Below are 13,043 nucleotides of genomic sequence, written 5' to 3'. Positions count from 1 at the left end.
CCAAAAAAAGGGAGAAAGTCCCTGCAGCATTTTAGCCGCGGACTTCCTCCCTTTTCCATTTCGCACGATATTTCATGTTTATATGTTAAACTTGCGGACCAGCGTCTCCAGATTTTCCGCCTCCCGGCTCAGTCCTTCGGACAAGGAGGAAACCTCCTGCACCAGAGCGGTTTGCGCTTGGGTTTTGTCGTTGACGATCTGCACGCCGTCCAGGGATTCTTTGGCGACATCGGCCATATCGGAGACGGAGGCGGCAATTTCCTCCGAGCCTGCCGCCATCTCCTCGGAAATGGCTGAAACCTCTTGGATTTGGGCGGCGACCTCTTTGGTGGCCTGCAATATTTTTTGGAACGAATCGCTGGCAGCCCGCACCTTGTGGCTGCCCAATGCCATCTCTTCGCTTACCCGCTGCATCGCGTTGACCGTTTCTGTCGAATCGCTGCGAATTTCCTGGAGCAGCTCAGCGATTCGGCCTGCCGAGGCAGCGGAGCCTTCCGCCAGCTTGCGGATTTCCGCCGCCACGACCGCAAAGCCCCGGCCATGCTCGCCCGCCCGGGCCGCTTCGATCGAAGCGTTGAGCGCAAGCAGATTCGTTTGATTGGACAACGTGGCGATCGTATCGGCAATTTGCCCGATGTGGGATGAGCGTTCGTCCAGCTTGGCCACGATCTGAGCGGATTTGGTAACGGACTCGTCGATTTGATCCATTTGCCGTTTGGCCTGCTCCATATGTCCGAAGCCTTCCACAGCTTCTTTCTCCGTATCCACGGCGGCCTCGGACAGCTCGGTAGCCGATTCGGCCACTCGCTGCACGCCCTTGGCCATTTCTTCGATGGCCCGCGATCCGTCCAACGTATTCTGCACCGAAATGACGGCCCCCTGCTCGATCACCGCCATCCGCTTGCCGATTTCTTCGGTTGCGGCAGAGTTTTGCTTCGTATTGGCAATCAGCTTCTCCGACGTCTCCCATACTTTCTCGGAGGTGCCGGTAATCTCCTTGATCATGCCGTGCAGGCTGTCCAGCATCCGGTTAAGCGAGCCTGCGATTTCGCCGATCTCATCCTTCGTATTCGAGGTCAGCCTGGCCGTCAGATCGCCACCGTTGCTGGCCAGCTCGGCAATTTTCTCATTCACTGTTTTTAATGGCCGCAGCTTGATAAAGATCAAGGTAAAAATGCCGAACAAGGTCAAGAACGTCACCACCAGCAGGATCACGGCGAAGCTCATCATGGCTGTAGCCGTCTGACGGGCCGCGTCGGCTTCCTGCTGCGCCCGGGTGTTCATCTGGGTTTGAAACTGCTGGATATAGCCCATAATTTCTTTCTTGCTCGCATCGTATTGTTCACCAAACATCAGCTTCCGGGCATTGTCGAAATTTTTCTCCTCCACCGCCTTCATGGCGGCTTCTTCGGTTTTGATCAAGGTGTCGGAGCTGGTCTTCGCTTTCTCGATCAAATCCAGTTCTTCCTGCGGCGCTTCAAGCGCTTTCAGTTGTTCGACGACCTTATCGCGCGACTTAGTCTCGTTGACCTCTTTCCAATAATTATCGTAGTGCCGCTTGTCCCCGAACTGGACATATCTTCTCATCTCTTCGGTCAAGTAATCAGAGGCGTTCCTCAAGTCAAAGCCGAGCTGCTTGAACTGCGCCTGCCGTTGTACCGTCAGTCGTTCCTGAGCGATCCCATTCTCCAGCTTGCTGACACTGAACCAGTTGAGCAGCGATAATACTAATAAAAGTCCCCCCATTACCTTTAACCAGCTTGAAATCTTCATCCGCAATCCCCCTGAAATCCTAATATTATTCGACATTTTTCAACATATTTATCGACAATTTTAGACAAAAAATTGATATGCAAAATTTTACAATAGCCGTCGATCAGGAGTACGGGACTGGGGAGCGGCTTACATGCCTGTGCATAAATAAGCCGGCCCGGAGAGGAGGTCGTTGCAGGAAAAGGAGGCGTAAAAGGGCAAGCTTCTGCCTCGCTTGGGGAGCAGGCGCAGTGTTCCGTTGGATTCGCGAACGTCCAGTCATAGAGCGTGGAAGCTCCGTAGCTGCGGGAGTTCCGGTTCACGACTTCCTTGCGCCGACGGCACGACAAACCGGCATATCCTTAAAGGATATGCCGGCTGTCAGGTGACGCTGCGGACTATCTCTGCCCCGCCGATTCGGCGAGAAAATCAACCAGATGCATCGCTTGCATCGTCTTGTCTTTCCCGTGGCGGTGAACGCCCCATTTCATCTGAAGCAGACAGCCCGGATTCGCCGTCAGAATGACGTGCGCCCGGGTGCGCTCCACCTGCTCCATCTTATGGTCGAGCACGCTGGCGGACATTTCCGGCTGCGTCAAATTGTAGATTCCGGCGGAGCCGCAGCAGCGGTCGGCGTCCGGCAGCTCCTGCATCTTCGCGCCGGGCACGGTCCGTATAAGCTGCCGTGGGGCCGATGTGACGCGCATCACGTTGCGCAGATGACACGAATCCTGGTATGTGACCGTCACCTGTTCCTCCCCTTGGCCGAGCGGCTTCAGCGGCAGCGGACGCCCTTCGGCGAGCAGCTCCGACACGTCGCGGACCTGCGAGGCAAACTGGCGGGCCTCCGCCTCCCCAGGATCGCCGTGAAGAAGGTGATCCACCTCCTTCAAGGTGGCGCCGCAGCCGCCGGCGTTGCTGACGACGGCATCGACGCGGGCCGCGCCGAAGGCGGCGATGTTGGTCCGGGCCAGACGGCGGGCGCTCTCCCGTTCGCCGGCATGGTTGTGCAGCGCGCCGCAGCATGTCTGCGAGGCCGGGACAACGACCTCGTAGCCCGCCAAACGCAGCAGCTTGATCGTGTTTACGTTCGTCTCCGTGAACAGCACATCCATGATGCAGCCGCGGAACATCCCGACCCGCCCGAGACGTTCGCCTTCGGCCGGGATCACGAGCAGCGATTGTCCGCCTTCACCCTGTTCCCAACGGGCGGGCAGGCCGAGCTTCTCCCAACGGCGGATGACGCCGTCGCCGGCCGCTTGCGGCAGCACCGCTTCCATCTCGCGCATATGAGTCGGGAACAGCTTCATGACGCCGAGCCCGCGCGCTAGCTTCTGCAACCCGCTCGTCTGGTACAGCTTCAGCGACGAGCCGAGTAGCCGCATCCGGCCGTGATGCGGAAACAGCCGCTCCATGAACAGCCGTTTCACCGTCCGTACCGGCCACCGCTCGGGGGTTACCGCCGCGATCGACTCGCGGGCCTGTTCGATGAGCTGACCGTACTTGACATCCGACGGGCAGGCCGGTTCGCAAGCACGGCAGCCGAGGCACAGGTCCATCTGCGAGCGGAACGCCGCGTCCGGCTCCATTTTGCCGTCATAGACGGCCTTCATCAATGCGATCCGGCCCCGCGGCGACGCCGCCTCCAGCCCCGTCTCCTGAAACGTCGGACAAGCCGTCTGGCAAAAGCCGCAGCGCATACAGTTGGTAAGCTGATCGGGATCGAGCGTAAGCTGCAGCTTCTCGGTCAATTGTTTGATCTCCGTGCTCATGCGTCACGCACCGCCTTTCGCTGACGGCCCGCGGCCGTCCACAAGCGGGGCGTTGGGCGAGCCCGTTTCCCCGGCGCCGGCTTGTTCCTGTCCCGCGCCTCCGCTCGCTTCAGTTCCCGGCTCCGACTTAAACACAATGCGTTTGCGTGTCTCCGCGAACAGCTTGCCGGGGTTGAGCAAGTCGTCCGGGTCGAACGCATGCTTCAGCCGCTTCATCAGGCTGATGCCGGACGCGCCGACCTTCCATTCGAGATACGGCGCTTTGACATGCCCGACGCCGTGCTCCCCGGTGATCGTGCCTCCGAGCCGGATTGCCGCGTCGAAAATTTCCTCGAACGCCAGCTCCACCCGATGAATCTCTTCCGTATCCCGCGCATCGGTCATCGCCGTCGGATGCAAGTTGCCGTCTCCCGCATGGCCGAACGTACAGATCCGCACGTTGTGCTTTGCCGCAATGCGCTGCACCTCCAGCACCATATCGGCAATCTTCGAGCGCGGCACCGTCGCGTCTTCAAGAATGGTCGTCGGCCGCAACCGTGAGAGCGCCGCCAGCGCGCTGCGCCGGGCTTCCATCACTTTGGCCCCTTCCTCCGGCGTCGCGGCTACCTTCACCTGGATCGCCCCTTCGCGTCTGCAGATCGTCTCGATCAGTTGCAGGTCCTTCTCCACCTGCGCCTCGTCGCCGTCCTGCTCGATCGCCAAGATCGCCTGCGCATCGACCGGAAGGCCGATTTTGGAAAACGCCTCCACCACCTCGATCGTCGCCTGGTCCATAAACTCAAGCGTACAGGGCGTAATCCGGTTCGCAATAATCTGCGACACCGTCCGCGCCGCCGCAGGCAAATCGGCGAAAACCGCAATCATCGCTCGACGGTACGCCGGCTTCGGCACAAGCTTGACTGTCGCTTCCGTCAAAATTGCCAGCGTGCCCCCGGACCCTACGAGCAACCTCGTCAAGTCGTAGCCCGCGACATCCTTCACGAGCTTGCCTCCCGTCCGCAGCACTTCACCGCTCGCCAGCACCGCTTCAAGCCCGATGACGTAATCCTTGGTCGTGCCGTACTTGAGCCCGCGCAGCCCACCTGCGCCAAGGGCGATGTTGCCGCCCATCGTGCAGATGATCATGCTGCTCGGGTCCGGCGGATAAAACAGTCCTGTCTCCTCGACGGCCGTATGAAAGCGCTTCGTATTCAGACCCGTCTGGAATGTCGCCGTCAAGTTGTCCTGATCGATCTCCACAAGCCGGTTCATCCGCGTCATGACCATGATCAGCCCACCGTGCAGCGGCACGACGCCCGCGCACAAATTGCTGCCAGCCCCGCGGGTGACCACCGGAATCCGGTGCCGGGCGCAGACGCGCATCACCGCCGACACTTCTTCTGTCGAAGCGGGGAAAATAACACCGTCCGGCATCGATTGATACAGCGGCGTAGCATCGTAGCTGTACGAAACGAGTGTTTCGGTATCGTCGCGGAACCAGGCGTCCCCGACAATGCTTCTTAATTCTTGACAAACCGTTGCAGCCAGCAAAGCAATCCCTCCCGTATGCCCCTTAATTAGTCAGGTCATCTGATGACTTTATTATAAAAGGATCCGGCTTCCTCCGTCAATGCTAAAGACGTCCCGCAAGCCGACATGATTCGCCCGGGCAAACATGGTACAATAAGGGAAATCTTGCACGCTGCCGTGTCATGCATAGCGGCCGTATTATTTCAGTGTACATCTCCACTGGAGGGATTGCCATGGATTTTTTTCCATCTTCATGGAGGCCTTTGGACGGGCCTCCGCCCTTTTTCATCTTCTTCTTTGTGCTTATTCTGGTTCTGATTGTAGGTGCCGTCTTGTACGGGATTTTCTCTTCCGTCTCCGTCTGGTCCGCCAACAATGCGTCCGAGCGTCTTACCGTCCCCGGCCGGGTCGTCGCCAAACGCACGCAGGTGTCGGGCGGGTCCGGAGATTCGAGGGCGTTTACGAAATATTTCGCGACCTTCGAATTCGAGGACGGCGGGCGCGTTGAGTTTCCTTTAAAAGGCCCCCAATACGGGCTGCTGGTCGAAGGGGACTTCGGCGAGCTGACATATCAGGGTACCCGCTTCATTGATTTTGTCCGCATGAGAAAGGAAGAGCATTCATGATCCGCAAAGGCTATGAAATCGTCGCCGACGCCCTTCGCGAGCAAATCGAGCAGGGCGTCTGGCCGGTCGGTTCCCGGATCGACTCGGTCGAGCAGCTTGCCGTGAAGTTCGGCGTCGGCCGCTCCACGATCCGGGAAGCGCTCATGTCGCTCAAAGCGCACGGCTGGGTGGACGTCCGCCACGGCGGCGGAACGTTCGTGCTCCGCAATAGCGGTGCGTTTCAGATCGAAGCGCCCGAGATCGGGAACGTGGAGCAGCTCCGGCAATGGCTTGAGCTGCGCTTCATTCTGGAAACCGAAGGCGCGGCACTCGCCGCGGCGCGCCGCAGCAACGACCATCTGAACGAACTGGACGGAATCCTCGCCGAGATGGCTTCCCTGACCGACGAGGACAAGCTGGAGCAATGCGATATCCGGTTTCACCTGAAGCTGGCCGGAGCGTCCGGCAACGAACTGCTCGTACGCACGCTGGAAACGCTCTTCCTGACCATGGGGCCGGCGATGCGGGAAAGCCGCCGGTTGTGGCTGTTCGCAGAGCAGAGCCAGACGGCCCGGCTCTCCGAAGAGCACCGGGCCATCGTCGACGCGGTCCTGCTTCAGAACGCAGCCCTTGCCCGGGAACGCGTCGCCTCCCACTTGCGCAAGGTGGAGCAGATGCTCCGCCGTTTAACCTACGAAGCCTGACGCCGCACGGCTTCTCATACCGAAAAAGCCCGCCGGCATACTCCGGCGGGCTTTCCTCATTTAATGGGCGGCTCCGCCCTTTTTCAACCATTCGCAGCCGTCCGCGCAGGAGCAGAGCGCCTTTTGCACCGAGCACCACGAACGCTTCGCATAATAAATCGGCACTTCCTGTTCCTTCGCTTGCTGCTTGATGGCTTTGGTCAGATTGTGATTGACGTAATCCGTCAGCACGAGCACCGCGTCCACCTTTTCCGGAATCCCCTTCTTCACCATTTGGCATTTGCGTCCGGACATATGCACCACTTCGTCAAAACCGATATTCGCCAGATGATCGGGCATATTGCCCAAATGATCCGCTCCAACGACCAAAATCGACGGCATGTTTCGAGCCTCCTTTTCGTTAACGGGCTATCTCCAGAGAGAGCCTTCCGTGCATGTATTTTTATCGTGTATGCCTTCGATTCTCGTTATTTCGCGACCGCGAGCAGCTTGAGCTTCCGTTCCTCGCGCTCGGCACTGCTCATCCGCGGACAGGTATAGCAATATCCGTGATCCGTATCCGTCTTGTAAGCGAGACAGCAGCTGACTTTCATCCGCAGCCGCTCTCCGGGCTTGCGCGGGTCGTCGACGTAGCGGAACTTCACATCGAGCGGATGCCGCGGCCGGCCGAATACGTCCGGCGGCAAGTCCGACAGCAGCGCCTGAAAGTCCTCCGTCAGCTTAGCCCGAAGCTCTTCGCTGTCCGCTTGGGCAACAGCCATATCCCGCGCATAGTACATCCGGGTCGCAATCTGCCCCCACAATTGCCCTGCATCGAGCCCTGCCGCTTGCGCCAGCGATGCGAGCAGCGGCCGAAGCGTCTCTCCGTACAAAGCGGAGAGCACTTGACGCCTCCACTCGGCTCGATCCCCCTCAGGCACCGACAACGTTCTGGCGTTATACAGCCGGAACCCGAACATCGGGCGGCCTTCCTTCAGATACAAATTGACTGTCAGATTGCCCGGCGAAAGATCGAACGCCGCATCATGCCGGCTGATCATATACTGCTGCGCCGCGCACAATGTTCCGAGCCAGCTGCTAAAATAAGTGGCCGGCGCTTGCTCATCCAACGCGCGGATATGCTTGCCGTAATTCGTCAGAAGCATGTCCACATGCCGACATTCGAACAGCTGCGACAGCTTGACCGATAATTCCCCCTCGTCGGGAAGCTCCCGTATGAAAAAAAACTGCGCCTCCAGCTCGCTGAGACCTTGCTCCGCCAGAGCTTCATTCCTTGCCTGCCCCATTACCGCTCTCCCTTCCCATTTCGGTTACTGGCGCTCGGGCGCTCTTTCGAAACTCCCCTGAGCCTTTCCCTCTTCCAACATTTGAACCGATATCCTCTGTATGTATGAACCGTACTGGCGCTCTTCCGGCTGCGACTGTAGTCTGACGGGAATCGAACGGTCCGCAATGCTGTCTGCCCGGCTAAGGTTTCTATGCCTGATCAGCTCATACAGCAAACCCACGGACGGCTCCTCCTTTTATTGTATGATAATGATTCTCAATAACATGCGTAATACAAATGATAATGGTTATCATTATCGTTGTCAATGGGTTGCCACTTTTCTCAATGTTCATAGCCCCTTCGGCCGGGCCGGACGATGCATAAAACTTGAAATACGTTCCAAATTAATGCAAGGGAGGCTGCATTTACATTGCAGGTGGAATGGACTGCGCGCTTCAATTGGAAAGAGCCGGGCCCTCACTGGTGCCCGGCTTGCTGTTATTTTCACGCGTGAAACTCAGAAGAACAAGACGCTGCAACTGACAATCACGAGCAGAATGAACAGAACCAGGATGACGCCTGTCGATGTGAAACCGCCAAAACCACCCACAATGATCACTCCTTCGACAAAATTGAATAGCCGGCATACTCCCCAAGTCGGATATTCGCAATATCAATGTATGCAGAAGACGAATGACCGGTATGGACGAGTGAGGGGGATCATTTTAAGGCGACGAACCCATTCCTTTGGCAGGGTACAACACTTTAAATGCGAAGGAATTCCGGGAGCACATGCCGAATCCTCGACAATAACAACGCCGAAACGACAGGATCAACCATTTTCCGACTGACTGTGTGATTTTTTTCACATCACTTTTCTCTCGGACATGCTATAGTAAAGGCGTAGGGAGGAAGCAAATCCCGACATCAATCAAAGGAAAGGAACATGCGATATGAACACGGTGCTTCGTTCCCGATCCAGCCGACGACACTGCTATAGCAGCCGATCTTGTATTAAAAAATAGTCTTACCTTGTTGGAAAGCAGGCGAACAATTTTTCTTGCGGATGTTTGTGAATATTTTCACGAATCTTGAAAAAAAGTCGAATGATTTCGAAGGTCCTTCTATTCCTGTAAGTTTAAATGGATATTATCCCTAAATAGTGGTAATTTATCCCTCTTCATCTCTTTAGCGATGTGCAATAATGAAAAAAATGAATGTGTCAAAATTTAGACACAATTGAACAAAAGGAGCGATTACGATGATTATGAAATGGTTAAGAGAAAACGTGTATGCTGCCGGCTTGCTGCTCATATTACGCGTATACGTCGGATGGACGTGGCTTACGGCCGGGTTCCACAAACTAACCGGCGGGTTCGACGCCGCCGGCTTCCTGAAGGGCGCTATTGCCAAACCGGCAATGGACAAAGCCACAAACGAATTGATTTACCCGACCTTCACGGCATTCCTGCAAAACTTCGCTTTACCTAACGCGAAGCTGATCAACTTCCTGATCCCGCTCGGTGAGTTTCTCGTCGGCCTCGGCCTAATTCTCGGGACGCTGACGACGGCGGCCGCCTTCTTCGGATTAATGATGAACTTCATGTTCCTGTTCGCCGGAACCGTAAGCACGAACCCTTGGCTGGTGCTCCTTGGCTTCATCGTCTTGGCCGCAGGAGCCAACGCCGGCAAATTCGGCGGCGACTACTACGTACTTCCTTACCTCCGCAAAGCGTTCCGTAAGATGAACAAAGGCGGGGACGGTCACGATCCTAACAAAACCGCCGGCGGCACCCGTGCCCCGATGGGCGTGTAACGCAAGCATACGACAAGAAGATCACGGATCGATTCCGTGGTCTTACTTTTTTTTATTCACAATCAGCATCATCATAAACGAAATGACGATGATCGAGCCGGTCCACCACCAGGCGAGCGTCATGCGGCCGGATTCCACCGCCATGTAGATGGCGGTCGGAACGGTCTGCGTCTTGCCCGGGATGTTGCCAGCGATCATCAGCGTCGCCCCGAATTCGCCGAGTGCCCGGGCGAAGCCCAGAATGTAAGCCGTAGCGAGGGAGCGCCAGGCCAGCGGCAGCGTAATATAGCGGAGCACCTGCCACTCGCCTGCGCCCGTGGAGCGCGCGGCGTCCTCCAGGTTGCGGTCGACCGAAGCGAACCCGACCTTCATCGTTTGGTACACGAGCGGAAAGGCGACCACGACCGAGGCGATGACGGCAGCCCACCACGTGAAGATGAGCGGGGCCGCAAACCATTCTTCGATCCAGCGGCCGAACCAGCTCTTCTTGCCGAGAAGCACCAGCAGGATGAAGCCGATCACGGTCGGAGGAAGCACCAGCGGCAGCATCAGCGCGGTTTCCAGCAGCGTTTTGCCCGGAAACGCACGGCGGGACAAGCCCCATGCCGCAGCGATCCCGAGGAGGAACACCAGCGCGCTAGCAAACAGCGATACTTTGACCGATAGCAGGACCGGCGACAGAAAAGCGTTCCAATCAGTGCCAGGCATACCGGCTACTTCCCGGCAGGAACGGTGAAGCCATACTTCGTGAACACGTCCGTCGCCTCTTTACTCTGCAGATACGTGTAGAAGGCTTCGGCTTCTTTGGCATGCTTCGTCGCTTTGACGATACCTGCCGGATATTCGACCGGCTTGTAGGTTTTCGGATCGACGTTGAAGGCGATCTTCACCTTCTTGGACGTAAGCGCATCCGTCTTGTAGACGAAGCCCGCTTCCGCGTTGCCCGACTCGACGTACGTCAGCACCTGCCGCACGTCTTTCGCCATGACGAGCCTCGGCTGTAAAGCATCCCACTGCTTCGCGTTCGTCAGCGCTTCCTTGGCATAACCGCCCGCCGGTACGGATTCCGGCTCCCCGATGGCCACGTGCTTCACTTCCGGCTTCGCCAAATCGCCCACCGTGCCGACCTGCGCTTTGCCGCCTTCCGGTACGACAACGACGAGCTCGTTGACGAGCAGATCTTTCTGCTGCGCCGCATCGACAAGCTGCTTGTCCACCAGTGCTTTCATATTTTTGGCGGCGGCGGACAGGAACACGTCGGCAGGAGCACCCTGCTCGATCTGCTGCTGCAGTGCGCCGGAGGCCCCGAAGTTGAAGTTCAGCTTGATGTTGGCGTTCTTGCTTTCATAAGCGGTCTGGATTTCCTTGAGCGCGTCGGTCAAGCTCGCCGCGGCGGATACGGTCAGCTCCACCTTCTCAGCAGGGGCGGCTTGGCCGGCCTGACTCTTCTCTTGCCCGGCTTTCGGCGCGTCCGCCGGAGTCGGCTTGGCTCCGCCACAGCCTGTAAGCCCGATGGCTAAAGATAAAGCAAGCAGCAGGAATAAACAAGAAGCGATGATTTTGCGCATAATACCCTCTCCTATCTATTTAATTATGTTTAGATATAACTAGATATAATTAGCTCGAAACTCATTATAAGCGAAGAAAAGGAACCCTGTAAACAGCGGTTTGAATCGCTACCGCTTCCATCGTATGATAGACGTGACGACTTCGTGTCCAAGCCGGGAGCAAGACCGGCGCTGCCTGCGAAGACGAATGCAAGACGGGAGGTTTCAGCGTCATGACCAACGACGTTTCCTATACAACTGAAGAAATCGCGAAGCTTTTGAAAATATCCAAGCTGACGGTGTACGACCTGATCAAAAAGGGCGATCTTCCCGCCTATCGCGTCGGCAAGCAAATGCGTATCGACGCCGCGGATCTGGAAGCCTATAAAGCCAGGAGCCGCGAAGGCCGCATGCCGCCCGCAGCCGCTCCGGCGTCGTCCGGTTCCTCAAGGCCGGAGGCCGTTTTTTCTCCGGGCAGCCGTCCGCTCGTCATCACAGGGCAGGATATCAGCCTCGACATGTTGGCCAAGCATCTGGAGAAGCAAGCGCCCGGCGTCCGCCCACTCCGCTCGTACGTCGGCAGCTTAGACAGCCTGATCTCGATGTACCGCGGCGAATCGGATATCGTGAGCACGCATCTGCTGGATGGCGATACCGGGGAATACAATATTCCGTATATCCGCAAGCTGCTGGTCGGCTTTTCATATATCGTCGTGCATCTGCTTACCCGGAATGCTGGGCTTTATGTGCCGCGGGGCAATCCGAAAGGATTGCGGAGCTGGGGCGATCTTGCACAGCCCGGCCTGCGTATCGCCAATCGGGAGAAAGGCTCCGGCGCGCGCGTGCTGCTGGACGAGCAGCTTCGGCTGCACGGCATCGCTCCGGGCAGCATTGCCAGCTATGAGGCGGAGGAATCCAGCCATATGGGCGTAGCCGGTAAAGTCGCTGCGGGCGAGGCCGATGTCGGGATCGGGATCGAGAAAGCGGCGAGTATCGTCGGAGGCGTCGACTTTATCCCGCTGATCCGGGAACGTTACGATCTCGTGATGCTGAAGAAGCCGGATAACCGCGAATGGATCGAAGCGGTCCGGCGCATCCTGCAATCGGACGCCTTTCTCGGCGAGCTGCGCTCTATCGGCGGATACGACTTGACCGAAACGGGCAAGGTTTTACTGGAAACGTGACGGACCGCTTTCCGTAAACGCTACCCGGCAGAAAATGGGTTGGAGCATGACCGCCATCTGTGTCGTTATTGTGGCCTGCCTTCCCTTCTATCCGAGACTGCGCTACGATCTTTATGAACAAGAACGATGACTGAGCGGCTACGCTTGGCACAAAATCTAACCGGACTCGGGTGATCGCATCAGCATGGATTTTTCAATCATCCAGCATTTGACAGAGGACAACATCAAGTATTGGTTGGAGCAATACCGCTCCCTGGGGCCGCTGCCCGGCATCCTGCTCACGTTCGCCAAGTCGTTCGTTCCTCCGCTGCCTACGCTAGTTATCGTCGGAGTCAATGCGGCGGTATACGGCTTATGGCTCGGCTTTCTATATTCATGGATCGGCATGATCGCCGGCTGCCTGACGACCTTCCTCATCATTCGCAAAGCGGCCGACCATCCATACTTCGAGCGGTGGAAGCGCAAGCCCAAAGTCGAAAAAAGCATGCGGTGGGTCCGCCACAACGGGTTCAGCTATGTGTTTCTGCTGAGCGTGTTTCCGGTCGGTCCGTTCGTGCTTGTCAATATGGCGGCTGCCGTCGCGCGCATGCGCTTGCATACGTTTCTGATCGCCGTAGCCGCCGGCAAAGCGATCATGATCTTCTCCGTCTCGTACATCGGGTACGATCTGGAACGATTCGTCCGTGAGCCGCTACAACTGCTCTATGTGGTGGTGTTTATCGGGGGTTCGCTGTTTCTCAGCAAAAAAATCGAGGCGCATTTTACAAGAGTGGCTGCGGCCAAAGAGGAGCAACGAGGTCTGGACGGCGACGGGCGGGGAAGCGGATGAATTCCCCGCGGAACGGCCAGAGGCCATGCTCCCTCCCCCTTGGGGGAAACGGCTGTGA

General features: G+C 57.4%; 13 protein-coding genes. 5 read left to right on the top strand and 8 right to left on the bottom strand.

What is annotated here, in order from left to right; translation table 11 throughout:
• Positions 1 to 78 precede the first annotated feature (78 nt).
• The 3 genes from BLO51_RS09935 to BLO51_RS09925 form a co-directional block, all read right to left on the bottom strand.
• Positions 79 to 1,773 (bottom strand): methyl-accepting chemotaxis protein, encoded by a 1,695-nt coding sequence (locus BLO51_RS09935; RefSeq protein ID WP_167670157.1) that lies wholly within the window; start codon positions 1,771 to 1,773, stop codon positions 79 to 81.
• A 377-nt stretch (positions 1,774 to 2,150) separates the two neighbouring features.
• A complete protein-coding gene (locus BLO51_RS09930; protein ID WP_090670473.1) occupies positions 2,151 to 3,524 on the bottom strand; it encodes a (Fe-S)-binding protein in 1,374 nt (457 codons plus the stop codon).
• A gap of 3 nt (positions 3,525 to 3,527) precedes the next feature.
• Positions 3,528 to 5,054: an FAD-binding oxidoreductase gene (locus BLO51_RS09925; protein ID WP_090670471.1), complete on the bottom strand. Its 1,527-nt coding sequence runs from the start codon at positions 5,052 to 5,054 to the stop codon at positions 3,528 to 3,530.
• Between the two features lie 212 nt (positions 5,055 to 5,266).
• Between BLO51_RS09925 and BLO51_RS09920 the strand changes: the two genes are divergently transcribed.
• Positions 5,267 to 5,659 carry a DUF2500 domain-containing protein gene (locus tag BLO51_RS09920; RefSeq protein ID WP_090670469.1) on the top strand — a complete coding sequence of 131 codons (393 nt, stop codon included), beginning with the start codon at positions 5,267 to 5,269 and terminating at the stop codon, positions 5,657 to 5,659.
• Complete coding sequence (locus tag BLO51_RS09915) at positions 5,656 to 6,342, top strand: FadR/GntR family transcriptional regulator (RefSeq protein ID WP_090670467.1); 687 nt, start codon at positions 5,656 to 5,658, stop codon at positions 6,340 to 6,342. Before BLO51_RS09920 ends, BLO51_RS09915 begins: the two co-directional genes overlap by 4 nt.
• Before the next feature lie 60 nt (positions 6,343 to 6,402).
• On the opposite strand, the gene BLO51_RS09910 is transcribed toward BLO51_RS09915, so the two are convergent.
• From BLO51_RS09910 to BLO51_RS30235, 3 genes are all read right to left on the bottom strand, one after another.
• Positions 6,403 to 6,723, bottom strand: coding sequence for a DUF2325 domain-containing protein (locus BLO51_RS09910; RefSeq protein WP_090670465.1), 321 nt, complete (start codon positions 6,721 to 6,723; stop codon positions 6,403 to 6,405).
• An 86-nt stretch (positions 6,724 to 6,809) separates the two neighbouring features.
• Positions 6,810 to 7,628 carry a ferric iron reductase gene (locus tag BLO51_RS09905; RefSeq protein WP_090670463.1) on the bottom strand — a complete coding sequence of 273 codons (819 nt, stop codon included), beginning with the start codon at positions 7,626 to 7,628 and terminating at the stop codon, positions 6,810 to 6,812.
• A 498-nt stretch (positions 7,629 to 8,126) separates the two neighbouring features.
• Positions 8,127 to 8,228, bottom strand: coding sequence for a dihydroorotate dehydrogenase (locus tag BLO51_RS30235; RefSeq protein ID WP_100085691.1), 102 nt, complete (start codon positions 8,226 to 8,228; stop codon positions 8,127 to 8,129).
• Positions 8,229 to 8,870: 642 nt separating this feature from the next.
• Between BLO51_RS30235 and BLO51_RS09890 the strand changes: the two genes are divergently transcribed.
• Positions 8,871 to 9,425 carry a DoxX family protein gene (locus BLO51_RS09890; RefSeq protein WP_090670460.1) on the top strand — a complete coding sequence of 185 codons (555 nt, stop codon included), beginning with the start codon at positions 8,871 to 8,873 and terminating at the stop codon, positions 9,423 to 9,425.
• 42 nt (positions 9,426 to 9,467) lie between these two features.
• On the opposite strand, the gene modB is transcribed toward BLO51_RS09890, so the two are convergent.
• Together modB and modA are read right to left on the bottom strand one after the other, a co-directional pair.
• Entirely contained in the window at positions 9,468 to 10,133 is a 666-nt protein-coding gene (modB, locus tag BLO51_RS09885) for a molybdate ABC transporter permease subunit (protein WP_090670458.1), read from the bottom strand.
• 5 nt (positions 10,134 to 10,138) lie between these two features.
• A complete protein-coding gene (modA, locus tag BLO51_RS09880; protein WP_090670456.1) occupies positions 10,139 to 10,993 on the bottom strand; it encodes a molybdate ABC transporter substrate-binding protein in 855 nt (284 codons plus the stop codon).
• Between the two features lie 212 nt (positions 10,994 to 11,205).
• On the opposite strand from modA, the gene BLO51_RS09875 reads away from it, so the two are divergent.
• The gene (locus BLO51_RS09875; protein WP_090670453.1) at positions 11,206 to 12,156 is read left to right on the top strand and encodes a helix-turn-helix transcriptional regulator; all 951 of its coding nucleotides are present in this window, start codon (positions 11,206 to 11,208) and stop codon (positions 12,154 to 12,156) included.
• Positions 12,157 to 12,340: 184 nt separating this feature from the next.
• On the top strand, positions 12,341 to 12,985 hold the full coding sequence (locus BLO51_RS09870; protein ID WP_090670451.1) for a TVP38/TMEM64 family protein: 645 nt from the start codon (positions 12,341 to 12,343) through the stop codon (positions 12,983 to 12,985).
• Positions 12,986 to 13,043: the final 58 nt, after the last annotated feature.

Origin of the sequence: Paenibacillus tianmuensis, assembly GCF_900100345.1 — a bacterium.
In the GTDB taxonomy this organism is placed as follows: domain Bacteria; phylum Bacillota; class Bacilli; order Paenibacillales; family NBRC-103111; genus Paenibacillus_G; species Paenibacillus_G tianmuensis.
The sequence above is the reverse complement of the archived record's forward strand: the minus strand, read 5'-3'. Positions and strand labels throughout refer to the sequence as shown.